Source organism: Chitinophaga sp. 01L420, assembly GCF_056399985.1.
Genome location: NZ_JBFTSK010000006.1, coordinates 190483 through 217410 on the forward strand (window position 1 = coordinate 190483; position 26928 = coordinate 217410).

Sequence of the window (26928 nt, forward strand, 5' to 3'; positions counted from 1 at the left end):
TATTATTTACCGCTATAGCTGATTTTATATACCGTTCCTTTTACATCATCTGTTACATACAATGATCCGTCAGGGCCCTGTGCCAATCCGCAAGGGCGGTGCTGTGCCTGGCCGGGTGATTGTATATTGTCAATGCCGGTAAAGCCATCTGCAAATACTTCCCAGTTGCCGGCGGGCTTGCCATCTTTAAACGGAACAAATACTACAAAATATCCCTTTTGTCCTTTCTGCCGGTTCCATGAACCATGAAAAGCAAYGAAGGCGCCATTCTTATATTTCTCCGGAAACTGGTTACCAGTATAAAACAACAGTCCGTTGGGCGCCATATGCGCCGGAAATGCTACCACAGGGTCTATCGCATTCTCTCCACCTGTTTTATTACCATCACCACCATATTCAGGTGCCAGCATTTTCTTATGCTTGAATCCATCATAATAAATATAAGGCCATCCTGCATTATCACCTTTCTTCAATGCATACATACATTCTGCTGGTAATTCATTGCCCTGTTCCAGGTTGTAATATTCCGGGAACATATCAAACAAACCATCTCTGCCATGTTGCATTACAAATAACTGGTTAAGAGAGGTATTCCAATCCAGCCCCACCACGTTACGTAAACCGGTAGCATAACGCACGCCGTCACCATACGTCTGGTTCAGCTTATCTGCCTTAAACTGCCAGATGCCGCCTGCAGAATCCAATATAGGACAGCCTTCTATACCTTTGGAACCTTTTGCCCGGTCCTGCACCTGGCAGGAGTTAGAGTAAGCACCAATGTTTACATAGATGTTGCCATCATTATCCAATGTCAATGCCTTGGCCTCGTGCTGATGACGGTTGATTAAACCAGTCACTATCTTGTCCGGGTGTTCCGGGTTGATGATTTCGTATTTATCATTCAGTTTATAACGATACACCTCTTCATCAGAAGAAGTATACAGATAGTTTCCTTTAATCACCATACCAGTACCCCGGTAGGTGCCGAAAGATTTCGCAACGCCATTGTGTATAACCGCAATCGCTTTCCCCGGTTTTGAAGATTGTACTTTTACATAGATATCCCCCAGCGGCGTTACTGCGATATGACGGGCTGCTCCCAGGTTTTCTGCCACTGTCTGGACTTTAAAGCCCGCTGGCAGCTTCAGGCCGGCATTACCGGGATCAGCTGTTATGCGACGGTGCAGTGCACTGCTGTCGTCAGTACCTGCCAGGCTGCGGGCAGACAACAAGGTCATGACAGACAAGCACCCCAGCAAAATTATTTTCGTTTTCATGCTATTATAGTTTCAATGAAATAAGAGGGTTTTCAAATCCTGTTCTGTAAAAATAATAAGGTTTTTATTTAATCCGTAAATATTGGATAAATGGCATTTGTGGCTGGGCTACCTCAGCCTCTCGCCACTTTCGAGGCATAGTACTTCATCAGGTAATGATACATCACCAGCTCTTGCAACCGGGCATTGGCGCTGAACATCCTGTTCAGGAACATATGCAGATAATGCGGCAGCAGTGCTGCTGTTGCAGATGCCCGGACCGCCGTCACTTTCCCCGCCAGATCTCTCAGGGCCGCACCGCGCACATGCAGTATTTCCGCCGATGCTGCCGGCAGCGTATAATCGTTTCCGTTATTATCCAATACCGTCGCAATGAGCCGTGTATGTTGGCGGTACTTATTATTCAATTGCCGCAGCAACGCAGCATCTCCGTGATGCTCTGCAAAATACTGCTGTTGCAGCTCCCGGAATAATTCCAGTTTCATTAAAGGTCCGTATCCGAAATGCGTCAGCAGGTCATCAGCTCCCTTCATGGCCAATAACCAGCGATCACTTGTTTCCGTGCCGGATATCAGCGATAATAAGCGGACGGCGGCCATACTGTCGTGAAAAAAGAATTGTTCACTCAATTCCATTACATCTGCCCCATACCGCTCCAGTTCCCTTATATAGGTGTCGAATTGTATCTTCTGAACAATATCATTTTCCAGGTAAGGGGCGATCACCTCCTGCAATTGCTGGATAATAACAGGACTGCTATCCCGGTAATGTGGTAAATGAAAACGGATACGGAGATGATGGTCCGGATCCCGGAAGCGGATAAAGAACCAATAATCTGTTAGCTGTGCCGCCTGCAGTCGGTTTATCAGCGGCTCCAACTCATTTACCAATAGTTTATCCATCCATTTGGTGCCACAGTAAATCTTTACGTATAGCCATTCACTGCCCGGAGGAAAATTTCGTTTTGTAAGGCCCACTGCGTCCCTGGCAGGTGAAACCTTATCAACACTGCCTTCCCAGACCACAGGGGTGTCCTTGTATCCTGTATTGCAAATCGGTATAATCACTTCATTACAGAAAAAACCGCTTTCATTCGCCTGTAAACGGGTATCCTCATTAAACAACTGCTCATATAACACCACATTCCCCTTTTTCAGTTTATCTGTTAACAACATTCCGGCGAATACACAGCGGAGGTCTATCAACAGATCATTATCTCCTTCAGATAGTAACACCAGGTCCGGCATATGATGCTGCTCTTTCAGCAGCTGCAGGGCCGCCTCCGGAGAATATTGCTGTAACAGTGCTTCGAAACGCTGTTGGGAAATATACCACCTGGCTCTTTCGAGTATAATTTCCTGGTATACGACCCGTGGTAGAAATGGTTGTTCTGTCAGCTGCCCCCAGTTCCAATGAATGGACAATGCCTGCTGTTGCTGCAAATCACATAAAAACCGGTAGGCCGATAATCCCCTGGTAAAATTATGTGCGCTGGTGAGCCGGGGCAATACTTCCCTGTCCAGCCGCGCAGAACGCAATACCACCCTGTTATTGCGTACTGATACATACAAATCACTGACGGGTAGCTGAAACTCAGCGGCTACACTACCGTTTCCGAGAAAAGGGATTTCATAATCGTATAGGGATGGCCGTAATAATACGTTACCGGTACGGCCTTCCGGTAAATGCACCACTTCTGCCAGGATACAGTCTTTTTCCAGGGCCTGTTCCATGGCAACAAACTCCTTCAGCTTTGCTTGCAGGGCCTCATTACTGGTAGCAAATCGTCCCAGCAGTGCCAGGGCGTTGGGACCGTTGCAGGACCGGAGCAACAACCGGAAGTCGCCACTATCGAGTGCAGCGGCATCCTTAGCGATCAGGGATCCTAACAGGGTAAGAAAAGGCGGTAGTACCGGGGCTTCCATGGCCTCCTTCAGTGCATCCAGGTCTGTATCCGTAATGTGGATAACCATGGCCTGTTGCTGTTGCGCCAGCAGGAATTGCTGTAACACGAACTTCGCCTGCGCATTCCAGGAAAAGGTGTCCTTTCTTTTGCCGGCAGGCATTACAAGATCATCGATCAGCGGAGTGTAGCTGGAATGATCTCCCGATACGATCCCATAACCGATGCCGGATTCGCTGTCCAGTGCCATCATCAGGGGAATTTCCCGTTGCTCGTATTGTTGTAGAAATTGTTGTTTAAAAGTTTGCAGATCGGCAGGCATTCCCCGGGTACCCAGTACCGCAAGCCGCTCCAGTCGGTGCAGTAGCCGATCCATTACCTGGTTGGAAAGATGGGCAGTGGCAGGCTGGAAAAAAAGATCTACCTGTACCGGATCTTTGGCGGTGATAGCAGGAAAGTTTTCTGCCAGCAGCGTTTTAATTTCCAGGTAATGTTGCACTCCGGCCGTTTGCAGGGGAAGTAGTTGCTGTATGCGCTGCAGGGCGGGTAAACCCGCTGGTGGCTGTTCGCAGGCCTGTAACTCCCCGATGAGCACAGACAGGCTATCTGTGCTGGTAATAGCCGGCGTTAAACCGGTTACCAGGATCTGGTTGCTGATCAGGGATTCAATAAAAGGAAGGGCTTCTTCCGGAGAAATATCCTGTTTACCCAGTTCCGCTACCAGTTGATCTATCCGGGTACCTGCCCTGGCGGCGGTTAATATGGCTGTGATATAATCGTTTTGTGTGAAGGCGCTGAGAAAATAATGTCTTTTTTTGTCCCGTAGCTGGTATTCAAAATAGCGGATGGAGTAACCGATTTCATACAGGCTGTTGTTTGGATAAAAGCGCAGCTGCTGCCGGAGTTCCGGCTGTTGTACCAGTTCATTCACCAGCTCAGACAGGTATTCCATGTCCAAACGGGCTACTTTATGATGGTTGTTGGCGGCGGCAGACGAAAATTCCGATGGATAATCACCAATATAACCAGTCATACAACCAGCAAATAATCCGTAAGGTGTACAGCGGGCACTCATTCTCAGCAGGTAGCGATAGAGGGCCATGGGCAGTTTAAGACGGCTGTCCGGTTCTGCCAGCCACTTCAGCATTTCAGCATGCAGGGCCGGACTGGCCAGGAAAACAGCTTCCTGCAACAGTGGGCGGGTATACGTTTCCCTGATCGCCGCTATAAAAGACGCCTGATCATTATGACTCCTTCGGTGTAAGCGGAGTACTTCTTCACATGACAACAGCGGCATTCTGAGCAGGTAAAAGCCGCAACTAGTAAGCAGGGACATATCATTCAAACATACTTAGTTTAGTGGGAAATGAATATTTCCCGATCAGTATGCTTAAATAAAGATAAAAGGTTTTTTATGATGTCAGGTAACGGCTATTTTGATACCGGGAATTACTCTCTCCATTTCATGCACAAACTTCTTGTAGCTGGCTGGTTTACCGAGGTATCCCCTCTTTTCTTTCCAGCAGAGGGAGGCTACTTCGCGGCTGGAATAAGCGGTCACAAGAATAAAAACGCAGTCCTTTTTAAGGAACTGCGCTATAATATCTCTTGTATTTCCTCTTAAATTAACATCCAGAAAAACAACGTCCACTTTTCTTTCGGTGATCAGGTTATCGATCGTATCTAACTCTGATGCCTTTTTTACAAGTTTCAAATAGGAAGTTCGTTGGATATAGCTTTCCAGTATGTCTAATGCCAGAGGCTCGTCATCTACTATGGCACATCTGTATTGCATTTTATACCAAAGGGTTAAACAATTAGGAATAGTAAGCACCAGCGGGTTACGCTTCTGAAACGGCTGGGGAAGCTCCCCAGGTAGTTGGAATGGTGGGAAAACTTGAATCTGCCATTCTTACACCTGATTTATCGGAAGCACTCATATTTTCAATCGTAGAAACATCAGCTTTTGAAATAATTTGTTTCTCTAACATTAACGCAGGACGATTATTTACAGACACATTCATTTTTGACATAAGATATTTTTTTAATGATTGACGACAGCTATCAATCACCTAAGCTCGCCCTTAGATATTAAACCACATATTTTATTAGACGTAATTCCGGTTATTTTCGACCAACTGCTACTATTACGCGGTAGGATTGTTACTCATCGTCATCATTGTAGTTAGCAATGCCAAGTAAGCGTTTGAGGTCCTGACGGGAGGCTTTGGAAATGATAACGGTTTGTCCGTTGATCACTTCCACGGTATTTCCCATAATGGACTTAATAGCCTGCAGCCGGATGATGTAAGATTTGTGGATGCGCATAAACTGGTCTGGCGGCAATACATCTTCCATTACTTTCATGCGCATGTAAGTAATGATACTTTTGTCTTTACATACAATTTTGATATAGTCCTTCATCCCTTCCACGTAGTAGATATCATCGAAAAGGACCTTGGTTAACTTATTATTATCTTTTACAAAAAGGTGGTTAGACGGTGTAGGTTTAGGCTTTACAGGCTCCGCAACGGACGACTGTTGCAACCGTTGACTGATATTATTACGGGCTTTATTAACTGCTTTCAGAAATCTTTCAAATGAAATAGGCTTTACCAGGTAATCGACCGCATCGAGTTCAAAGCCCGCAATAGCATGGTCTTTTGAAGCGGTGGTAAAAATAACAAATGGTGGATTGCTGAGTGAACGGATCATTTCTATGCCATTGATATTTGGCATTTGTATATCTGAAAACAGCAGGTCAACAGATTGCCGCTGTAATTCATTAATGGCATCAAAAGCATTTTCACAAAAGGCTACAGGTTGCAGATAGGGAACCCGTCCAATGTAATTTTCCATCAGGTCTCTTGCAAAGGGCTCATCATCCACTACAAGGCAGGTAATTACTTGATCCATATTTTTTAGTTCAGCGTTAGTGTCAAGACAACTTTGTAATATTCGGGATTATTTTCTATAAATAAAGTATGCTCATTTGGATACAACAGAATAAGTCGTTTCCGGGTATTACTAAGACCAATGCCGCCCTGTACTTTTTTACCAGCGGGCATTTCTCCCTTACTATTAGAGATTTCAAATTTCAGTTGATGCGCCTCCACTTCGAGGGAGGCATGAATCCAGCATTTATCTGAGTTAGTGCTATGTGAATATTTAAAGGCATTTTCTACAAAAGGAAACATCAGCAACGGGGCTATCTGCCGCTCTCCCATCCGGTCTGTATCGCAATCAAACCGGACGCTGGCATTTTTTCCATACCGCACGCTTTCCAGCTCTACATAGTTTTTCAGGAACTCTGCTTCCATATCCAGTGGCACCTTGTCTGTATTGGAATCATACAGTGTATAACGCATCATTTCGGACAAGTGCATGATCAGATCCGATGCCAGGGCATCGTTCCGGATGGATAAAGAGTAAATATTATTCAATGTATTGAACAGGAAATGCGGATTCAGCTGCGAACGCAGAAAGCTCACTTCCAGGTTCAGGTTATCCCGTTCCAACCGCAATGTACGGGTAGATCCCCGGATAACATCCAGTATCAGCTTCAATGACAACGCCGGCGCAGTAGTCATCACCACCGGAAAGAAAATCTTCAGCATATGATCGGGCGCAAATGTATCCAGCCAGCCCGCGTCTACTACCCGATGCAGAAAATCCCGCAGGGAAGGATCATTTATCACCAGGAAATTAACCGCATACAACGCGCACAAATAATTGATAACAGACCAGAAAATAAAAGGACCGCAAAAACATAACAGTGCCAGGAAAAAATAGCCTTTCAGCAATACTTTAGGGATGATAAAGTAAAATGCCGTGTAAAAGAAAAACATGGCTCCCAGGATATTCCTGATCATAAACAGGATGCTCACGCTGATAGATACCGTAAAATTGGAACTCATCATAAGCCCATACAGCACAGACAAACAAGCCCACATGAGCACATGAGACCATATCCGGATATTGGTTGCATAATATTTATCAGACAAAAAGAATGAAAACCATTCCATTAATTTTCGGCTGATATCAGGCGGCTTTGCACTGGTCTTACTTCTAAAAAAAGCTAGCATCTTATCCCTTATATATAAAATTTTACACTACGCAGCAGGCAAGTAATATAAAAATACATTATCAATTCGAATTTTCTTTATCATATAAAATAATATAATTATACAAATATCACTTTTAGTCTATAACTTACACATTATTAGCCCCTTCCAGTACGCCCTAAAGTATACAATGTTGGATACAACAGCATTTTCATCGCGTTTATGAGTCACTTCATCTAATAAGTTTAACAGGCTAATTTATAATGCTGACTTTTGAACTACAACCAGATACAATAGTGACTAAAAGATCTTTGCATTAAAAATATTTAAAAAACAAGGGTGAAGTTGCGCAACAACTTGCAATCATTATACTTTCATCCATTGTTGTTACCATTGTCACTTTATATAAACTAATTAAATAATATTACACCAATCTGGTCAGAAAACCTAGCATATTTCGTCCTGCGTTGCTCCAAAAACTAATATTAAAGGAAGGGTAATAATATCTACCTGCTAATGTTATTCTATTCTATGTAAACACTATGAGAATCCCCTACAGCTCCTAAAGAGATAGACATCCGTCTATCTCTTTTCATTATACCTCATTTTTCCCAGTTGCCATACTCCCCATTCTGCTATCAGCATCAACACCAGATACCCCACCGGCTTGTGGTGATAAATACCCTGACAAAGTCTTGCCAATCCTAAAACCAGCATAAAAATAAACAACCATTTCAATGGCACATAGAAATCAGCCAGAGAATCGAATAAACGAGGTAATAATATTGACAGACAACTGCCGCCTAAACAAATCCCATAAAACTGCAAAAATAGGGATCCTTTCACTGTAAAAGGACTCCACTGCGCCGTCATTGCATATACGTACAGAAAAGGAACAAATATAACGATCAGAAGGAATACATATCCCCAGGTGGGGACAATCATTTTCTCTTTCATGGTATTGTTTTAAATTTTCAGGAACCACATCCTCCGCAACCGCCCCCGCAGCCACTTCCGCAACTGCTGCCACAGCTACTGCCACAACTGCTCCCGCTGCTGCAGCTGCTGCCTCCCCCGGTATCTTTTTTATTCGTGCCTTTATCGTCCTTATTCACTGTGAATGCACCGAAGGAGCCTAAAACAAGTAACACAACGATAACAAAGCCAGGGAGACTTGCATTGCTACAGCCGGGAAATAAAAAGATGGAAAGGAAGAAGAGAAGTAAGGTTAACCAATATTTGCGAAACAGAGATAATCGCTTTACTGCAGGTAACAATCGGGGAGTGGAATGATCGGGCCAGATAGCTGCGGGAGGATCTTCACCGAAATATTGCCGGTACTGTTGCCGGGTGCTTTCCTCCCACGCTATATATTTCTGCTTTTCGGATGGCCCGCCGGAGGAAGGATAGTGGTGAATTTTTTTTCCGAGTGTTTTTTCACAAAAGGCCTCCCAGTAATTTTGTGTGTAGAGTAAGTGCTGGTGCCATACTTTATCTACTATATCTGAGGGCGAAGCGCCGGTAGGTGAAATACAACAGAGGTAAATAAAACGTTTGTATTCCTGGATGGCCTTTTGCGTAAAAGCTACATCCCATTTATTTTCCCTGGCCAGCTTTTTGGAAAAGGGAAGCGCTGCATCCGGATCATCCAGCCGGAAATCGCTGATTTGCTGCCATAGCAGCGTGCCCGGCGATAAGGCTACAAAGTGATTGTTTTTCATCATAATTTTCTTGTTTTATTTTGTTGATATAAATATCAGTTAATGCCGCAAGACTAAAGTATTCTGTATATCTTACGGAGGCTTATATCTGTATTATAATCGTATTATTATGAGTAAGGAAGAATTGCTTAACCTGGAGCGCTTAATGAATTACATAGCGCATCAATACCTTAAAAAGATAAGCTGGGAAGACGTTTCAAAGACGGAATGGAGTTTTATTGTGACAGAATTCAATACCGTTATTGCTAAACAGCAGCGGCATAAAAAACTAGGAGCACCTCCACCTTTATTTGGTGATAACTATTTCTATGAACACCTCATCATCCGGAAACTAAAAGCCGCTAAAAATCAATCTGCCCTGTCTTCTATCAGCAGTCCCAATTTCTCCAAACTCAATGTGATAACAGTAGCCCTGGGATTTAACAGCTACATCGACTTTATCAACAACGCGACAGAAATATTCCCTTTTCATGAACTGAAAATCAATATTCCACTGGCCACCACCAACCATCAGTTACTGGATCACCTGGTAGGATACTGGTATTGCTATAACCGCAACCTGCCTTATAAGTCAGGAAAAAAAGCAACAGAGCGTATCTGGCGTTCTGCTTTGGAAATTTATAAATCAGGAGATGAATACCTCGTGGAGCGCACCGGAAAAGACAACCATATGTACTATGGTAAAATAACATCTTATGCCAGCTATATATTTATTATCATGAACAGTACTACGTTTATCCGTCAACGTCATTTTATAGGCCGGCTGAAAGATGTAGAGGATAAAATGAAAAGACCCGGCTATGCCATTAATGAACTGAACTTTGTCAGCACCTGTGTGAGCTTTAATGAAGAACCTATTGCACTCTATGAAATATTTCACCGGGTGGCGAAAGTAAAGGACTTTGAGAAAACATCTGTAGACCTGGCCTTCGACAGCCCACTGGTACCTCAGCATATTCTGCTGCACCTGAAAGACAGTGAGCTAAACAGGATTACAGAACATTAAGATAACTGCTGCGTGTTGCTGAATGACAGTACCTTCCAGGGGCTGTCCGGCGCTACCAGCAAGTACTCCATGTTATTGTGCAGTGTTTCAAAACTGCCCATTTCTATGCCATTCCATACACAACGGGCAAACTGATACGAAATAGAAAGATGCCTCCAGGAAGTATACGTTCTTCTGATAAGTGATATCCCCCACATAATATATTCCAATGCCTGGTCATAAGTGATATACCCGGCATCATAGCCGGCACGGCTCAGATTAATGATACGGCCAAAATCCCAGATCAGCATATCAGGCTGTAGATCTTTATCAATCAGCTTCTTTTCCCGGAACAATTCCAGCGCATCACGGGTATTACGTAACCGCTCCATCACCACGGCTTCTTCCAGTTCGTTGGTGGCAATATACTCTCTTAAAAAAGCCTTGCTTTCCTTCATAGACACGGTATTAATGGCCTGCCATATAATATCGTATTCTATGCGGTGACCACTGTCCTGCAACCAGGCAATCATATCCTGTAATTCTTCTGTACTATCTATATCCCACCACTCCGACAACTGCTCACGGCAGTCGTGCTTGTCCAAACCAGTGGTAATATCGTTGAGGTATTGACGGTTAACAAAAGCAATATCTGCCCCGCAGGCAACTGCCCATTGTTGTGCTATGTCCAGGCGTGTATTGGGATTTAGCACCACCTGAAGCGGCTCTTCATCCATATCATTCACGTCAGCATCATCACCGGAAAACATCTGGTTAAACTGCTTTATATTCTCAGCGAACATGTTCATCTGTGCGCTCCAGTCATTATTATGCTCGATGGCTTGTTCCATCTGTTGCTTGTACAGGGCTATCGCGTCTTCGGTAAATCCCATATCACGCAGTTGTTGCCAGTATTGGTCCATAGAATGAGGCTGATCCATAAGGATTCGGTTAAGGGTTATGGCTATTTGACTCTCTGGTATTTACGCGTAAAATTACAGAAAAGTTTTTTCATAGAATTTTTTTACATGTCAAATATAATTAATATCTCTTAGGATCCATGATAATCGCTATAAAAATCAGGGCTTCCCGGGAATTACCCCTGAAGTAGAAAACTGTCTGCTGCGCTTAGCTTGCAGTAGCAAGGAATAGTTGCCTGCCCGTAACAGCCACTTTCCCCGTGGAATCCATACAGACAATCTTATCTTGTGCCATTGTTCTGAACAATGATGGGGATCAGCCGGATCGTAACCGTAAAGGATATACACTAATAACAAACAGAGATAACCTTTCATCATACAGGGCTTAAACCATCTGCCCTAATAAAAAAACAAAGGGCAGGCCATGAGGCCTGCCCTTCTACTCCCAACATGGATTCACCACTATTACACTTAATTTTTATCCCACCATATTCTGCCCTTGGTATCGGCTGCACCGGCGCCATAAGCAGGATCTTTTGCTATCATCGTTTGCACCGCTGTATTATAATTGTCCTGGTTAAGCGTAGAACTCACATTCAGACTATTACGGCGGGCAATCAGTAAATTCTTACCCCCGTCCCATAAGTTTTCCAGGTAAGCAATAGAAGATCCATCTCCTATTTTACCGTTATTACCTGCTCTTACATCAGTGAACTGTGGATAACCGGTACGTTTCCACATCGCCCATGCTTCATCCGGCTGCATTAAGAAATGCACCCAGGATTGTGAATAAATACTGGGTAGCCCCTTGTAAGGAATACCTGCCGGTGTGGCAAATGCGCCAATATTAATGGCATCTGCATTCGGTACTTTGGTAGCCACCGCAAAAGCCTGATATTGATTAAAGGAAGCCTGTACGCCTTTGTAAAACCATTGGGAAGCAGTTTGGCCCAGGCCATTACCACCTTTTTCTGCTATCTCTGCCATCATAAAACAGGTTTCAGCATACGTAACAAAGAAAGATTTCATTTTAATGGTAGACCCATCGGAATAAGGTTCATCCGTATGCATCAGGACTTGCTTGGAACGCTGATCAAATCCTCCAAAACCACCATTCTTCACAAACAAACGGGTTTGAATAGCCGATAAGAAGAGCAGATTCTGCGTGGTACCATCTTTCAGGGTAAATGTTTTATTCCTGTCTAAACCCGTAGGACCATAAGTAGCATCACCAGCGGAGGCAGGAGACGCATGCTTGCCCCAGTAACGTACCTGGTTTTCAGGCAATACCAGTGCAGCCTGCGATGCCGCATCCCCATTCACTTTCACGGTCAGATACTGGTTACTGTTATTGCCCATATCATTTTGCCGGATCATAAATCCAATACGCGGATCGTTCGTGGATTTCAGGTATTCCACAAAAGAAAAAGACGCGTTATAATTAAAYAGGATCACGTTGATATCATCCACATTATTATTCCAGTCGCGGGTATGATTGATGGCGAACGATCCATCATTGGTAGGATCTGATAAAGAAGGAGCAATCAGTTTGCCCGCAAAATTAGTCGCCACATCATTCAGCACCGCTGTTAAATTCGCAGCATCACGTTTTTCATAACGCTGTGCAATCTTAATACGCAATGTATTGGCAAGGCCCAGCCACTCTCCATAATCGCCACCATAGAATAAATCCTGGTTGCCCAACGCAAACTGGTTGGTCGYATTATTTTTCAACAAAGTAGCCGCATCTTTCAATTGCTGATCAAACACTTTATACAGGTTAAAATCATAATCGTATTGCGGTAAAGGATATTGCGCATCATTGAATGCCTGGCTGTAAGGTAATGCACCGAAAATGTCCGCTACTCTCCACGCATGATATACATCCACAATAGAGCAAATCGCTTTTAATCCCTGGTAAGTAGCCTTGGTAGCATCTGGCAGGGAATTGATTTTATCGATGATCCGGTGCATATCGCGACCGGTGGAATTGAAGTAGTCGCCGTAAAAAAAGAAATTCGGATTAGGACCGGTGCTCTTGGCAGGATCGGCATACTTTCCGGAAAGACTGCTGTTAGTCACCGCATCCGGTACCACATATTGCATATAGCTTAAAGTGGCGCCATACTTTTGTGYGGGACGATCACGCCCATTGATATCAATATCTACAGTAGCCCCGGTGAAGAGGAACTCCGGATTTACATCCGGCAGTAAATTCGGATTGGTGTTAATATCTATCAGCGTCTTTTTGCATGACTGACTTACCAAAGCGAGGGTAAGTAATCCCAGTATATATTTATTAGTCTTTTTCATCGTCTATGTATTAGTTGTTTTACAGAGAAATGTGGAGGGTTGCTGCATAGTTGCGGGAAAAAGGTACCCCACCGGTAATGAACGGTCTGAATGGATCATTACTTTGCAGAGACGCCGGATTCTGGCCACCAGTCAGTGTTCTGTACAAATAACCAACATTGCGGGCAGTTAACGTTAACCTGGCTCCCTTCAAATGAATGGAATTGGTAATCGCAGCAGGCAACCGGTATCCCAGCGTGATTTCACGCAGCATTACCCAGGAATTTTTGCTGATAGTACCATTGTTATTCAGATTGGTTTCCCATCCGTAAAAAGTATTATAGTATAAAGACGCTTTAAAGGGTTCTACCAGCCCTTTATCATAAGCTTCTTTAAAGGTCATGCCGGCAATGCTGACAGCTGGCTGCAACGGACTCATTTGTCCCTCATCAAATACTGCATTTGGAATTACGCCATCATACATGGGCTTTCCACCATTCCACTGCGGGTCGGTACGTGCTACGCCTCCGTGAGCCTGGTCGCGGTACTGCAGGGAATTTTTTGGTGTACCCTGTCCCATGGCATAAGCATAAGATTCTGAATATACATAACCACCGAAGCGGCCATCTACCTGTGTAAATAAACTGAAGTTTTTATATCTCACAGTAGCACTTATACCACCTGTTAAGTCTGGTTCTACTTTACCCATTTTCGGTGCTGCAGATCCGCCCGGTAACTGCACCAGGTTATAGTTCACCATGTCATACTGACCAGCAGGGCTTGTAATTCTGCCGCCATAAGTAATCAGTGGGAATCCTGTTTTAGGATCATTCTTGGTGCTGGCCAGGTAGTCGCCCACATTTGTAGTTAACACACCAAAGTCGCCACCTTCATAGGCATGCACACTTACGCCTTCATAGTTATCACTGAGGTTCCAGTCTTTGATACCATTACCAAACTCAATAATCTTACTCTTATTATGTCCTAAGTTCACCGCAAAATCCAATCCCCAGTTTTTACTACGGATAGGCGAAATGTTCACTAACAATTCCCATCCTTTGTTCTGGATATTACCGGCGTTAAAGAATACCTGGCTGTAACCTGTTTCCGGTACACCGGCCAGGTTAATCAACTGGTGGAAAGTATTGGTTTTATACCAGGCAAAATCCACATTGATCAGGTCCTTTAACAAACCGAAATTGGTACCAAATTCCCAGGTACGGGAGATCTGCGCTCTCAGGTCCAGGTTGGGTTTTACGTTGGCATTGTATTGTGTGGCAGTACCGACAGAAGCTCCGTTCTGATTGAGGATAGTGCCTGGGGAATAACCAACACCTGTCTGATAGGCACCGGCAATACCGGAGTTACCTACATACGCCAGGGAAGCCCGCACTCTGCCGGAAGAAATCCATCCTGGCATACTCTTCTCGAAATGATCATAGAAAGAATAAGAGAGGTTAGCAGAAGGATAAAAAATAGAATAATTATTCTTCGCGCCGATGGCTGCTACCGGGTAAGTCAGGGTAGATCTCCAGTCGTTACGTCCGGTGATTTCCAGGTTCAGGAATTGTTTGTAATTCAGGTTGAGGATACCACCAACACCAATCGTTAACTGGGAAGGATATCGGGGACCCGGAACACTGGTGGAACCGTAATAATACTGGTTTTGAATATTCAGGGAAGAGTTACCCAGGAAAAAAACATTGGGTACGCTCAGCTGACCATTGGTGGAGGCTCCGTAGCTTTCTCCGAGTCTGTCTCCATATATTTCATTGTATAAACGGAAGTCAATGTTCAGGTCTTTATTCATGACATCTTTAGTGGCATGTGCCATAAACAGCAACGTGTAATCGCTGGTATAGCTGCCTCCGGATGAATAATAACCACCGGTATTATTAGTACCGTTACCATAGTCTTTTTCTTCTGTACGTATTTTATAGAAGTTGAAATTACCTCTGGCAGACAGGTCCAGCCAGGGGTTTACCTGTGCTTTCAGCTGCATGTATCCCAGTATGGAATTTTCGTGACGGAAATAATTATTCTTATCAAACCTGGAAAACGCATTCACCGCTGCACCAAGATTAGCGTAGGTATCCGCATAATCAGGTGTATTGTCTGGTGCGCGATACGTTTTATACCAATCACCAAAATCTATATTTCTTGGCAGGTAGTAGGTATTAAATGCCAGATTCTGTCCCCCGCCATAGTAGTAACGACCCTGGGAGAAGAAGTTCTTTGCTTCTGTATTGGAATAACTGATGCCGAAGTCGGTAGAAAATACTTTATTTAATTTGGCGCCGATTTTTAAATCAACAGAGTTCCTTTTCATGCCATTGTTTGGCAATAAACCATTGGTATAGTTGTTGGAATACGACAGGCGATAGTTAAACTTATCAGTAGCGCTGCTGATAGCAATATTATTATTGATGTAATTACCATCCTGGTAAAATGTTTTCCAGTTGTTGGGTTGTGGTGAATAAGGCACCATCTTTTTGGGATTAAAAGCAGCTGGGTGTAAACTACCATCCATCAAAGGTCCCCAGCTGGCATCTGTTTTGGTTTGTGTGCCATCTGGTCTGAAATTACCTTCTCTTTCTACATAGTCTCCCTGACCATATACATTTTGTAAATCCATTGGTGCCCGATACACGCTTTCCTTCTGATAAGTAGAATTGACTTCAATTAAAAATCCGTCTCCAGCCTTTGCTTTTTTAGTAGTAATAACGATGGCGCCGTTGATACCTCTGGAACCGTAGATAGAGGTAGCTGCCGCTCCTTTCAGTACAGTGATGGATTCATAATCATCGGGGTTCAGGTTTTTCAGCTGAGAACCCGCATCGGCGTTATCTGCATCTGATACGTTATTCGTAATCACATTTCCATCTATTACAAAAATGGGCTGGTTCACGTTATTACCAGGTGTACCTAATACCTTGGCTCCCCTGATCTGGATAAAGGGAGATGTTTGCACGCCGGCCGCCGTCATTACGCTGATATTCACGCCGGCTACTTTACCTTGCAGGGCGGTAATCGGGTTCACCGAATTGGTACGGGTGAGTTCTTCACCTTTTACAGTAGTGAGTGCATAACCTACTGTTTTATCGTTTTTACCGATGCCCAGTGCGGTTACTACCACTTCACCCAATCCGCTGCTGGAGAGTTCCAGCTTTACAGACAGTTTGGTGTTATCTCCTACTTTTATTTCCTGCTTTTTATATCCTACAAAACTGATCTCGAGTACGTCACCGGGTTCGGCATGGAGGGTAAATTCACCATTCGAATTACTGATAGTGCCTTTGTTGGTACCTTTTATTTTGATAGATACCCCTGCCAGCGGATGTTTATCCATATCGGTAATCACCCCGCTAATTTCGGCTACCAGGGCCATATCGTGGTCGATATTGTCTTGCTGACTTTCTTCTTTTTGTTTTACTACCACTGTGCTGCCAACAATGGTATAGGTGAGTGGCTGGTTTTTAAAACATATGTCCAGCGTGGTTTCCAGGGAAGCGTCTTTCACATCAATTGTTACGGCGTCTGCCTGCCGCATCCAGGATTCATCGAAGAAAAAGGAATACCCGGTTTGTTTTTTAATAGCACGGAACACTTTTCCCAGCCGTACATTTTTCTCGGCCAATGTGACTTTCTGTGAGTAGCCTTTTGCACTAATCTGCAGACAGGCGGCCATAATCAGAATGGCTGTTAGCTTCATAAACAGGAGCGTTTTGGGCAGTACGCGACGGCTGAAATACCAGGCGGTACGTAGAATTTTTTTCATACTTTAGTAGTGGTTTTGGTTGGGTAATTAGCAATTCGTTCCTACAAATTGTTATGACTAGTATTCTCCAGAACTATTTGCCGCTCTGACTCTCACCTCAGGGCGGTTTTTTATTATGGCAATACGATGATCCTTTTTTCTTCTATTCTGAAATGTACTTTGCTCTCTTCCAGTATCTTCAACACCTGTGATACATTGGAAGTACGTGAAATTTCCCCTCCAAAGCGGCGGTTCGGCACCTTGCCTCCGTATACGATTTCCACATCGTACCAGCGGGCAATTTGTCGCATTACACTGCTCAGGTCGGCCTGATCAAAAGAGAAATATCCATTTTTCCAGGCTACCTCTCCATCGGTGTCCACATCCTTATATAATACAATATTGTTTCCGGGATTCAGCTGTGCCTGTTCTCCGGGCTTCAGCAGCTGTTTTGCATTCCCTTTGGTGACAATGACGCTGCCTTCCAGCAAGGTGGTTTTAATAGTATGTTCGTCCGGATAGGCGTTCACGTTAAAGTGTGTACCCAGTACCTGCACTTCCATGCCGCGGGTAGATACAATAAAAGGTACTTTCTTTCCATTACGCAACAGGGGAGCCACTTCAAAATAGGCTTCCCCTGTGATCTCTACCCTTCTTACGTTGCCGGAAAAGGCAGTAGGAAAACGAACAGAGGAAGCAGCATTTAACCAAACACTGCTACCATCAGCCAATACCAGCTGATACTGTTTGCTTCTTGGGGTTACTACCGTATTAAATAGTTGTTCACTATTCCCGCCGGAGGCATTATAAACGATTTTTCCCTGACGATTGGTCACTTTGGTACTTCCCTGTAGCGCCAGCAATCCATTGCCGGCACTGTCCAGTGCAATTTGCTGACCATTGGCCAATACCAAAATGCCACCTGTTGTCCCGGGTGCGATATCTTTGCGTTTAGTCGTTGACGTTATTGACGGTGGTGCCGTTGTTTTTTTAAAAGAGAAGAAATAACCGCCTATGGCGATCAAGGCAGCGATACTGGCTGCCACGGCTATTTTCAGGAGCCTCCTTACCGGTCGACGGTCCTGTATTTGCGGGGCCTCGGCCATCATCGTGATAAACTTTGCATCCCAGTCCCGTCCACTATGGTCTGTTACGTCTCTGGAGGCTTCCCATTGTTCTTTCAATACGATGGTGAGCATCTCCATATCTTCCTCCTCTCCTGCCTTACGCAGTAGTTCCGCTAACTCCTCCTTTGAAATCCTGTTGTCAAGATATTGCGCCAACAGGTACTTCCACGTATGAACAGGACCGTTATCCATAATGCAATAATTGTGGTAAAAAGCATTCTCCTGTTAGTAAGACGAGTAAAAAAGGAACGATAACTAATGAAGGATAAAAAAAAGTTAAAATTTTCCGATAATGAGGATGACAATCGCTATATCTATCTCTTTAACAAGGTAGTTACGGATAAAACGTTGGGCGAGTACGATGTGATTATTAACAGTTGCCCTCGAAATATGCAGCTGTTGTGCTATCTGATCATGTGACAGTTCTTCTTCACGACTTAACGTGTATACTTTTTTGCATTGTGGTGGCAGCAGGGAAATAGCGGTACGCACTTTCTCTTCATACTCATGTACGATCAGCATAGTATCTGCTCCTTCTGTACCGGCGAGGTCAGTCACCTCATACAAGAGCTCCTGCAAACGAGGATCCCTGGCTGCTGTACGCAGGAAGTCTATACTTTTATTATGTGCAATACGGAAAAGAAAGGCATCGAAATTATGGATCTGTGAAATGAGATCTCTACCAGTCCATATCTTCATAAATACGTCCAGTACCAGCTCCTCCGCCACCTGTTCTGATTTTATAAAGCGGGAAATGTAATAGAATAATCTTCCACGATACTGATCAAACAAAGCTTTGAATGCTTTTTCACTACCCGCAGCTACTTCCTGCAGATCAACCGGTTGATGATGTACTTGTTTCACTGTAAATGGAATATCAGGTAAAACGACAAGTGAACTCAATTTCTATCGCGTAAAAAACGCTTAATTCATGACGTGCTGCTTCTTGATGGTTGATATTACGTTAAAACGAATGATGAAATCTGTAATGGCATTTCAATATTGTGCTGGTTGATATAGAGAAAATTTTTGCGTCTCTTAACCAAACCTAGAATAAAAAAGCCGATTTACCAAATCTTTGCTTTGCAATCGGTCTCAATAAAAAACACGAAAAACGTATCTTTCTGTGATAATAAAAACAAGTAGTGTACTTCATACGTTTGAATACTAATTACATTATTATGGCCACCATTTCAGATAATCCAGGCAAAAAGATCAGGGATAAAGTCCCGCGCGCCTCCCAGGGAGATTTTAAACTATCGTCCAAGCGCCCCACTATCCTGCAAGCGATCAACGCCTCCAACTACGACAGGGTACCAGACCTTATCCCCATTCGTTGCGGCAGAATGAGTGTATCCCCATTTGCTTTTTACCGGGGAACAGCAGATATTATGGCACATGATCTGTCCGGTCTCCCGCATACACAGCTATCTGTGCAGGCCATGGGTGACTGCCATCTCATGAACTTCGGCGGCTTTGCTACACCGGAACGTAACCTCATTTTCGATGCCAACGACTTTGATGAAACATTGCCTGCTACATGGGAATGGGATATCAAAAGACTGGCTACCAGCTTTGTACTGGCTGCCAGGCATAATAATATGCGGGAAACGGATGCCCAACAAATGGCCATAGACATGGCCAGCGCTTATAGAATTGCCATAGCGGAATACGCCCAGATGAATACACTGGACCTCTGGTACATGAAATTTGAAATGCAGGACCTCCTTAATAAAGCCCGCAATGAAAAAGTAAAAACCATGCTGAAAGATGCCATGGACAAAGCACAAAAAAGCACTCCCGAAAAAGTATTTTATAAAATCACCCAAAGTGTATTGGGTAGCTTTGAAATCCTGGACCAGCATCCGCTCATCTATCACCCGATCGATCTGGTGAAACAGAAAGAGATGGTGCAGTCATTTCTTAACTTTTACATGAATACCCTGCAAGCCGACCGGCGCTTCCTTTTCAGCCAGTACAGGGTGATAGATATTGCACTGAAAGTAGTAGGCGTGGGCAGCGTAGGTACCCGTTGCCTCGTTGCGCTGATGATGAATGCGAAAGATGAGCCTTTGTTCATGCAGATAAAAGAGGCCAGACCAAGTGTATTAGAAGCCTATACCGGCAAAAGTAAATATYAGCATAATGGTGAACGCATCGTACAGGGCCAGCGACTGGTACAGGCAGCCAGTGATATGTTCCTGGGTTGGAGTACCGGGCTGGAAAACAGGCACTTTTACCTGCGGCAGCTGAGAGACCGGAAAATAGCCCCTGATGTGGAGCATTTCGATAAGGAGGTAATGGCCGCTTATGCTGGTTTATGTGGCAGAGTACTCGCCCGGGCGCATGCTAAAACAGGGCCTGCAGATATAATCAGCGGCTATTTAGGAAAAGCGGATGTGATGGATCAGGCAATAGGCAAGTTCGCCGTTGCCTATGCAGACCAGACAGAGAAAGATTATGCAGTCTTCGTAAAAGCGATTAAAGCGGGGAAAATCAAAGCGGAAGTGATGTAATGTTGGGCCCTTACGGCATTGACATCAAAAAAAGAAAAGCGAAAACCAAAGCAGCTATTGCTTTTGTCTTCGCTCTTCTTTTAAAATCTTATGACTATAATCCTAGAAAGTTCTGTCTCTCTTATCGATCCTGCCCCTTCTATTCTTAGGTTTAGGTCTTCTTGGATCTGCCTTAGGCATATCCGGATTAACGCTGTTGGCTTCCATTAATGCCGCTTCTTCAAAAGGATGGGGCACAGATGGAATGATTTGCCTGGTCAGCTTGTTGATGCTGTTCAGGAAAGGTCTTTCTTCTGTATCACAGAAAGAAAGTGCGTAACCTGCGGCACCTGCTCTACCGGTTCTGCCTATACGATGTACGTAAGTTTCAGAAACATTCGGTAAGTCATAGTTGATCACGTGTTCCAGTGAGTCCACATCGATACCTCTGGCAGCAATATCTGTAGCTACCAACACACGCAGGTGGCCATTTTTAAAGTTGTTCAGGGTATTCTGACGGGAAGCCTGTGACTTATCGCCATGCAACGCATCTGCGTTGATATTGCGCTTCTTCAGGTTTTTAGCGATCCTGTCGGCACCATGCTTGGTTTGTGTAAACACAATGGTGCGTTCTATGGTCTTATCTCTCAAAAGATGATCCAGCAGGGACTGCTTATCTTTCTTCTTCACAAAATAAACCGACTGTTCTACCCTTTCAGCGGTAGTAGCTACCGGCGTAATGGTTACTTTTTCTGGTTTATAAAGTAAGGAATTGGCCAGCTGTGCAATGCTTGGTGGCATGGTAGCAGAAAAGAACAGGGTTTGACGCTGTTGCGGCAGTTCCCGTATTACTTTCTTGATATCATTGATAAAGCCCATGTCCAGCATACGATCTGCCTCATCTAAAACAAATATTTCCAGATGGTTCAGGTAAATGTAGCCCTGGTTCATGAGATCCAGTAAGCGACCCGGTGTAGCGATCAGGATATCGGTACCGTTACGCAGGGCAATGGTTTGCCTGTGCTGAGGTACTCCACCAAAAATCACATCGTGCTTCAGGCCGGTGTGCTTGCCGTAGGCGGCAAAGCTTTCATCGATCTGAACCGCCAGTTCCCTGGTAGGCGTGAGAATCAGTGTACGGATATGTTTAAAGCCTTGATTGGCCGGCGTACTGTTATGTAATAACTGTAAAATGGGAATAGCAAACGCTGCCGTTTTACCGGTGCCTGTTTGCGCGCATCCGAGCAGGTCTTTACCTTCCAATACAATAGGAATAGATTGTAACTGTATGGGAGTAGGCGTAGTGTAGCCTTCGGTTTTAACTGCTTTTAAAATGGGCTCAATAAGCCCTAATTGCTCAAATAACATGTTGATATATCTGATGTAATAAATTATAAAATAACGCTTCTTCATCTTTAGCGTTATCACAATTGAGGAGAGCAGTAAAGAAAAGATTTCCGGACTGGAGAGAATAGATACTTCTGTGCTTTATGCTTTTAACTCAACAGACGGAAGCAAAGATACTCTTTTTCCCGTCCCGATGCTGATAAATTAAAAAAATAACATATGAAAGACACTAAAAAGAGCATTATTGGACCTTTTCAAAAAGGTATTTGCCGACCAGCTGCGAAATAACCGCGTTAAATCCTTCATAGGAATCGGGTTTGGTAATCACCTGGTCCGCTCCCATCTCCAAACAGGTAGCCGCCAGCCTGGCGTCATTAAAGGTAGAATAAATCACTACCGGAATATGCTTCAAACGCGGATCCTCTTTCAGTAATCCCAGGGCTTCCTTTCCATTCATCTGCGGCATATTCTGATCAAGAATGATCAGGTCCGGCAATGCGGAGGTTTCCAGCCGGGCAAGCAACTGAATGACTTTAAGCCCGTTATCAACAGCACTGAAAGTAAAATCATTTACCGTTTTCAATTGTTCTACAATATCATCGAAGATCATTCTGTCATCTTCGTCATCTTCTGCCAGTAATATCTTCTTAAATGGCTTCATATAATGTGCTTTAAATCTCCTGCTGCTCAGGTAAAATGATATGAAAACTCGCACCTTCACCGGCTTTACTTTCTGCAGTAATAAGCCCCTGGTGCTTTTCTACTATTTTTTTAATGATGGCCAACCCGATACCGGTTCCCTCGTACATGTCTTTTGAATTCAGGCGCTGGAAAAGGTCGAATATTCTTGACTTAAACTGCTCATCAAAACCAATTCCATTATCTACAATGGATAATCTGTACCATTTACCATCTGCCGCCTCCACTGCCTCCAGGGACTTCTCTTTAATCCGCTGTGCGCTGATATGGATCTTTGGTGTTGTTTCCGGAGAAGTAAATTTCAGTGAATTACCAATAAGGTTTTGAAACACCTGCTGAATCTKGGACCTGTTTGCCATCAACTCCGGCATATCAGACACGATGATCTCCGCATCTTTCTCTTTCACCAGCATTTCAAAATCTTCCTGCACCTCCTCCATCACCTGATTCAGATCTATCCATTCAAAACCTGCATTCTCCGTGGTTAATTTAGAAAAATGAAGAATATTGACCATCAGTGATTTCATGCGGTTAACAGCGTGCATGATCTTATTGAGATATAATACAGTGCTCTCCGGCAACTCTGTATCATGTTTATCCCTGACCATTTTGGAAAACATGTGGATCTTACGCAGCGGCTCCTGCAAGTCATGAGACGCCACCGAAGCAAATAATTGCAGATCATTATTACTGGATTCCAGGTCCAGATTACTCTTTTGCAATTGCATCGTACGTTCTGCCACCTTTTCCTCCAGCACCTCGTTCATGACTTTTTGCTCATGAACATCCATGTTGGTAATTACCCAGCTGAAAAATTTCCCGCCCTCTCCTTTTCTGGCCTTGGCCCGCAACAGATTCCAGCGGTATTGCTCCCCATGACTCAATATTCTTATGTCGCAATTAAAGTCAGTATGCGCTATCGCCGCTTTCTTCCAGGTATCCAGCAACACCTCCAGATCGGGAGGATAGATCACTCTTTGCCAACCGGTGCCAATGGCATCTTCATACAGTAGTTGTGTATAGTATTCAAACTGGCTGTTTACAAAATCAACCTGTCCAGCTTCTACGGAAGTCCAAACCATTAATGGCATGGCCTCTGCCAGGAAACGTTTCTCTGCAATGTTGCTGGCAATCCGTTCTTCACTGATCGACAACTCCCTGGTACGATCGCGCACTTTATCTTCCAGCTCCAGGTTAAGTAATTTAAGATGCTCTTTCACCTCATTCAGCTCACTATAGCTTTGCTCTATTTTCTGGAATGCCAGTTTCTTATCCGTTACGTCTGTAAAAGTAACCACCAGCCCTCCCGGCATTTTTATAGCCGTCATCTCATACCAGCTGTTCTTCTCCTGCAGGAAAACATCCCGGTCAACGATACTGTCATTCTGCATGGCCAGTAAATACTCCTCAAACAATTCAGGCGTAGACAGCAGCGGCAAATCATTCCTCAAACTTTTACCAGTGAGCCGTTGATGTGCCCCACCAAACCAATCATAAGCCATCCTGTTTACCGTAGTAATAATGAAATCATCAACTACTCCCGACTCAGACTCAACGGTATGCAAAGCAAAAATGGCGCTCTGACTGGCATTGAAAACACTTCGTATAATGTTATTCAGATTGGCGATAGTTGTAATATCCACGAAGGTTAGAATGATGCCCGCATGCCTTCCGTCGCGGGTGATATAAGGCATGATACGCATGAGCAATTCTCTGCCTTTATTCAGCTGCACTTCCTTTTCCACTACCTGCCTGGTTCGCTGCACATACTCAATATCTTCCATCAGCTTATCATACCTGATATTATTCGAGATATGCGTAAAAGGCCGCCCCAGATCACTTTCAATAAAGTTGATCATAGAAGCAGAAGCCGGATTAAACTTGCGTATGTTCAGCTGGTCATCCAGGAAAATCTGCCCGATATCTGTACTCCGGAAATAATTATTCAGGTCATCATTCAGCTCTATCAGCTCTTTTATCTTTAGCTGATGCTCTGTATTCAAAGTGTATAGCTCTTCATTCAATGATTGTAATTCTTCATTGGAGCTCTGTAACTCTTCGTTGGAAGACAACAATTCTTCATTGGAGCTTTGCAGTTCCTCATTGGCTGTTTCCAGATCTTCTACGGCGAGTTGCAGACTATTTCTTACTTCCTGCAATTCACTTTCCAGGCCGTTGATATAATCCGGATCAATACCGTCTGTTACATAAGGAACTACCTCCACCGAAGGAGCTATTTCTACTTTTGTAATGGTTACCAGCGTGTAGTCATTTTCTGCTGATAGTATAGGATTGATCAACAAATTAATCACACCACTCTTATCATCCTTTTTGTAGCGCAGGTTATTAACAATGACCTTTTCATTGTTTTTCCAAGCCCGGCGAATCTCTTTATTGATCACCAGGGAAAGCTCCTGTGGCAGCATACGGATCAGGTTAAGGTTCAACACCTTTCTGGGTAGCTTAAGCAACTGATCATAATTGCCCATTGTTTCTTTCACCTCAAAGTTCCTATCGATATATAACGCTATAAAGCCGAGATCATCTGTCAGCGCATCACGTGCGTCCATCCACAGGGAGCGTTGCACTTTTGTTTCAAACTGTTTACCTATACGCGATAACATTTCCTTTCCTCTTGCACTGACGGGGGAAGTAAAGGTATCTCCGAAGCTGAGCCGGGGCTTTAAGTCCTGCAATTTTTTAAAGATCCTCCACTTATTACTGATCTGCAACATAGTGCCTTTGGGATAACCTGGATTTTCGCTCGGCCCCAGAAAAAGAAAGCCTTCCTTGTTCAGCGAAAACTGCAGGGTATTGAAGATGCGCTCCTGTAGTATATTRTTCATATAAATAAGCATATTCCTGCAGGTAACCAGGTCGTTCTTAATAAACGGAGGATCCTTTGTGATATCATGTCTGGCGAAAACAATCTGTTTACGTAAACGGGGAGCTACCACGTATCCTTTCCCTTTTATCGTAAAATATTTACTGAGCATTTCTGCCGGTATATCATTGGATATCGCTAACGGATATACGCCTTGTGACGCAATTTCCAGGTTAGCCACATCGATATCCGAAGCAAATATTTTTACATCCAAACGCTTCCCTGTCCGCTCCAGCACTTTATCTATCAGCATGGCAATAGAATACGCTTCTTCCCCTGTACTACAGGCAGATACCCATACTTTTAGCTGTTCATCGGGTTCTTTCGCGAAAATAATTTCAGGAATCACCTTACTTTCCAGCAAGGTAAAGGCCTCTGTATCACGAAAAAAACGGGTAACGCTAATCAGGAAGTCATGTGCCAGCTCTTTGCATTCATCTGCATGCTCCTCCAGGTAAGCAGCATACTTCACAGGGTCTTTAAAATCCAGTTGTACCATTCTTTTGCTGATGCGCCGCAGAATAGTAGGTGTTTTATAATAATGAAAATCGTTGCCGCCATTTTTGTAAATCAGTTCAAAAATGCGACTCAATGTTTTTTCATCCGGTTCTTTGGTATTAAAAATATTTACGTCCGGATGCCTGATATCATTGATAATAGCAGCTGCCAGGTCTGCCGGTGTACCTATAATATCTGCATAACCGGAAAGAATGGCGCTATTGGGCATGCCATCAAACTTGGCTGTTTTGGGATCCTGTACCAGCACAATACCTCCCTGCTCTTTGATCGTCACAATACCACGTGTACCGTCTGTGCCGGTACCGGAAAGAATAACAGCTACCGCACGTTGACGTTTATCCATTGCCAGCGAGTGTAAAAAAACATCAATGGCATTGTTAGGCACTTTCTCATGCGTTTTTTCAGACAGTACTAATTTATTTTTCTCTATTCGTATCTGTTTTGTATTGGGGATCACATAGATACAATGTTTTACCACCGGCTGGTTATGAGTGGCTTCCACTACTTTCATCTGCGTATGCCGAGATACCAGTTCTACTAACAGACTTTTAAAATCCGGCGACAAGTGTTGTATGATGACAAAAGACAGGTTATCTGTTTGTGGCATATTATCAAAAAACTCCTGAATGGCCTCCAGACCACCAGCCGATGCACCTACAGCTACTACATAATGATGTTGCACGCTCTTCATATATCCATTTTGGTTAGTACCTGGCAAAAGCAACTGAACAATGGGGTACTTTTATAGACACAGGTATTTCCCTTCCTCACCCTGGAAAGAAAAGCCGCAGCATTGCGGATTTTTTTCCACACTCTCCTCGTTGCACTGCTATACCTTTTTGAAAATAAAAACGGCTTTCAACGGGTATTTGCAGTTGTCCGCTGAGCATCTTTGCAATTATTGTTCCAGCCAGGTTGACCACGGTATGCCTAAGGAA

18 protein-coding genes are annotated in these 26928 nt (G+C 43.9%); 2 read left to right on the forward strand and 16 right to left on the reverse strand.

The genetic code is table 11. The features are described 5' to 3' along the window. Positions 1-2: 2 nt before the first annotated feature. The 8 genes from AC1DP6_RS08230 to AC1DP6_RS08265 all read right to left on the reverse strand — a co-directional run bounded on the left by AC1DP6_RS08230 (position 3) and on the right by AC1DP6_RS08265 (position 8968). Complete coding sequence (locus AC1DP6_RS08230; RefSeq protein WP_477054401.1) at positions 3-1277, reverse strand: PQQ-dependent sugar dehydrogenase; 1275 nt, start codon at positions 1275-1277, stop codon at positions 3-5. A gap of 113 nt (positions 1278-1390) precedes the next feature. Continuing rightward, positions 1391-4516, reverse strand: coding sequence for a lantibiotic dehydratase (locus AC1DP6_RS08235; RefSeq protein WP_477054402.1), 3126 nt, complete (start codon positions 4514-4516; stop codon positions 1391-1393). Positions 4517-4600: 84 nt separating this feature from the next. Continuing rightward, positions 4601-4975, reverse strand: a complete 375-nt coding sequence (locus tag AC1DP6_RS08240) for a response regulator (protein ID WP_477022898.1) — start codon at positions 4973-4975, stop codon at positions 4601-4603. A gap of 46 nt (positions 4976-5021) precedes the next feature. Then, positions 5022-5213 (reverse strand): hypothetical protein, encoded by a 192-nt coding sequence (locus tag AC1DP6_RS08245; RefSeq protein ID WP_477054403.1) that lies wholly within the window; start codon positions 5211-5213, stop codon positions 5022-5024. Between the two features lie 130 nt (positions 5214-5343). Then, complete coding sequence (locus tag AC1DP6_RS08250) at positions 5344-6096, reverse strand: LytR/AlgR family response regulator transcription factor (RefSeq protein WP_477054404.1); 753 nt, start codon at positions 6094-6096, stop codon at positions 5344-5346. Between the two features lie 5 nt (positions 6097-6101). Then, positions 6102-7205: a sensor histidine kinase gene (locus AC1DP6_RS08255; protein ID WP_477054405.1), complete on the reverse strand. Its 1104-nt coding sequence runs from the start codon at positions 7203-7205 to the stop codon at positions 6102-6104. Positions 7206-7826: 621 nt separating this feature from the next. Beyond that, a complete protein-coding gene (locus AC1DP6_RS08260; protein WP_477054406.1) occupies positions 7827-8201 on the reverse strand; it encodes a hypothetical protein in 375 nt (124 codons plus the stop codon). A 17-nt stretch (positions 8202-8218) separates the two neighbouring features. After that, positions 8219-8968 (reverse strand): glycine-rich domain-containing protein, encoded by a 750-nt coding sequence (locus tag AC1DP6_RS08265; protein WP_477054407.1) that lies wholly within the window; start codon positions 8966-8968, stop codon positions 8219-8221. Positions 8969-9074: 106 nt separating this feature from the next. Between AC1DP6_RS08265 and AC1DP6_RS08270 the strand changes: the two genes are divergently transcribed. Beyond that, the gene (locus AC1DP6_RS08270) at positions 9075-9971 is read left to right on the forward strand and encodes a hypothetical protein (protein ID WP_477054408.1); all 897 of its coding nucleotides are present in this window, start codon (positions 9075-9077) and stop codon (positions 9969-9971) included. On the opposite strand, the gene AC1DP6_RS08275 is transcribed toward AC1DP6_RS08270, so the two are convergent. The 5 genes from AC1DP6_RS08275 to AC1DP6_RS08295 all read right to left on the reverse strand — a co-directional run bounded on the left by AC1DP6_RS08275 (position 9968) and on the right by AC1DP6_RS08295 (position 18910). After that, the gene (locus tag AC1DP6_RS08275; protein WP_477054409.1) at positions 9968-10891 is read right to left on the reverse strand and encodes a DUF1266 domain-containing protein; all 924 of its coding nucleotides are present in this window, start codon (positions 10889-10891) and stop codon (positions 9968-9970) included. The genes AC1DP6_RS08270 and AC1DP6_RS08275 overlap by 4 nt on opposite strands. Positions 10892-11341: 450 nt before the next feature. After that, complete coding sequence (locus AC1DP6_RS08280; RefSeq protein WP_477054410.1) at positions 11342-13183, reverse strand: SusD/RagB family nutrient-binding outer membrane lipoprotein; 1842 nt, start codon at positions 13181-13183, stop codon at positions 11342-11344. 19 nt (positions 13184-13202) lie between these two features. Next, a complete protein-coding gene (locus tag AC1DP6_RS08285) occupies positions 13203-16940 on the reverse strand; it encodes a SusC/RagA family TonB-linked outer membrane protein (RefSeq protein ID WP_477054411.1) in 3738 nt (1245 codons plus the stop codon). Between the two features lie 113 nt (positions 16941-17053). After that, on the reverse strand, positions 17054-18238 hold the full coding sequence (locus AC1DP6_RS08290; RefSeq protein WP_477054412.1) for a FecR family protein: 1185 nt from the start codon (positions 18236-18238) through the stop codon (positions 17054-17056). Positions 18239-18322: 84 nt separating this feature from the next. Continuing rightward, positions 18323-18910 carry an RNA polymerase sigma-70 factor gene (locus tag AC1DP6_RS08295; RefSeq protein ID WP_441573788.1) on the reverse strand — a complete coding sequence of 196 codons (588 nt, stop codon included), beginning with the start codon at positions 18908-18910 and terminating at the stop codon, positions 18323-18325. A 317-nt stretch (positions 18911-19227) separates the two neighbouring features. Between AC1DP6_RS08295 and AC1DP6_RS08300 the strand changes: the two genes are divergently transcribed. Continuing rightward, positions 19228-20562, forward strand: a complete 1335-nt coding sequence (locus tag AC1DP6_RS08300; protein ID WP_477054413.1) for a DUF2252 domain-containing protein — start codon at positions 19228-19230, stop codon at positions 20560-20562. Between the two features lie 102 nt (positions 20563-20664). Here AC1DP6_RS08300 and AC1DP6_RS08305 read toward each other — a convergent pair whose 3' ends face one another. The 3 genes from AC1DP6_RS08305 to AC1DP6_RS08315 all read right to left on the reverse strand — a co-directional run bounded on the left by AC1DP6_RS08305 (position 20665) and on the right by AC1DP6_RS08315 (position 26681). Next, positions 20665-21954, reverse strand: a complete 1290-nt coding sequence (locus AC1DP6_RS08305; protein WP_477054414.1) for a DEAD/DEAH box helicase — start codon at positions 21952-21954, stop codon at positions 20665-20667. A gap of 175 nt (positions 21955-22129) precedes the next feature. Beyond that, complete coding sequence (locus AC1DP6_RS08310; protein WP_477054415.1) at positions 22130-22549, reverse strand: response regulator; 420 nt, start codon at positions 22547-22549, stop codon at positions 22130-22132. Between the two features lie 10 nt (positions 22550-22559). Then, on the reverse strand, positions 22560-26681 hold the full coding sequence (locus AC1DP6_RS08315; RefSeq protein ID WP_477054416.1) for a chemotaxis protein CheB: 4122 nt from the start codon (positions 26679-26681) through the stop codon (positions 22560-22562). Positions 26682-26928 lie beyond the last annotated feature (247 nt).

What these genes read in the sequence shown, in the direction of transcription:
- AC1DP6_RS08235 (WP_477054402.1), bottom strand. Translation starts at nt 4,516, where the DNA reads ATGTCCCTGCTTACTAGTTGCGGCTTTTACCTGCTCAGAATGCCGCTG.
- AC1DP6_RS08240 (WP_477022898.1), bottom strand. Translation starts at nt 4,975, where the DNA reads ATGCAATACAGATGTGCCATAGTAGATGACGAGCCTCTGGCATTAGAC.
- AC1DP6_RS08245 (WP_477054403.1), bottom strand. Translation starts at nt 5,213, where the DNA reads ATGTCAAAAATGAATGTGTCTGTAAATAATCGTCCTGCGTTAATGTTA.
- AC1DP6_RS08250 (WP_477054404.1), bottom strand. Translation starts at nt 6,096, where the DNA reads ATGGATCAAGTAATTACCTGCCTTGTAGTGGATGATGAGCCCTTTGCA.
- AC1DP6_RS08255 (WP_477054405.1), bottom strand. Translation starts at nt 7,205, where the DNA reads ATGGAATGGTTTTCATTCTTTTTGTCTGATAAATATTATGCAACCAAT.
- AC1DP6_RS08260 (WP_477054406.1), bottom strand. Translation starts at nt 8,201, where the DNA reads ATGAAAGAGAAAATGATTGTCCCCACCTGGGGATATGTATTCCTTCTG.
- AC1DP6_RS08265 (WP_477054407.1), bottom strand. Translation starts at nt 8,968, where the DNA reads ATGATGAAAAACAATCACTTTGTAGCCTTATCGCCGGGCACGCTGCTA.
- AC1DP6_RS08270 (WP_477054408.1), top strand. Translation starts at nt 9,075, where the DNA reads ATGAGTAAGGAAGAATTGCTTAACCTGGAGCGCTTAATGAATTACATA.
- AC1DP6_RS08275 (WP_477054409.1), bottom strand. Translation starts at nt 10,891, where the DNA reads ATGGATCAGCCTCATTCTATGGACCAATACTGGCAACAACTGCGTGAT.
- AC1DP6_RS08285 (WP_477054411.1), bottom strand. Translation starts at nt 16,940, where the DNA reads ATGAAAAAAATTCTACGTACCGCCTGGTATTTCAGCCGTCGCGTACTG.
- AC1DP6_RS08290 (WP_477054412.1), bottom strand. Translation starts at nt 18,238, where the DNA reads ATGGATAACGGTCCTGTTCATACGTGGAAGTACCTGTTGGCGCAATAT.
- AC1DP6_RS08305 (WP_477054414.1), bottom strand. Translation starts at nt 21,954, where the DNA reads ATGAAGAAGCGTTATTTTATAATTTATTACATCAGATATATCAACATG.
- AC1DP6_RS08310 (WP_477054415.1), bottom strand. Translation starts at nt 22,549, where the DNA reads ATGAAGCCATTTAAGAAGATATTACTGGCAGAAGATGACGAAGATGAC.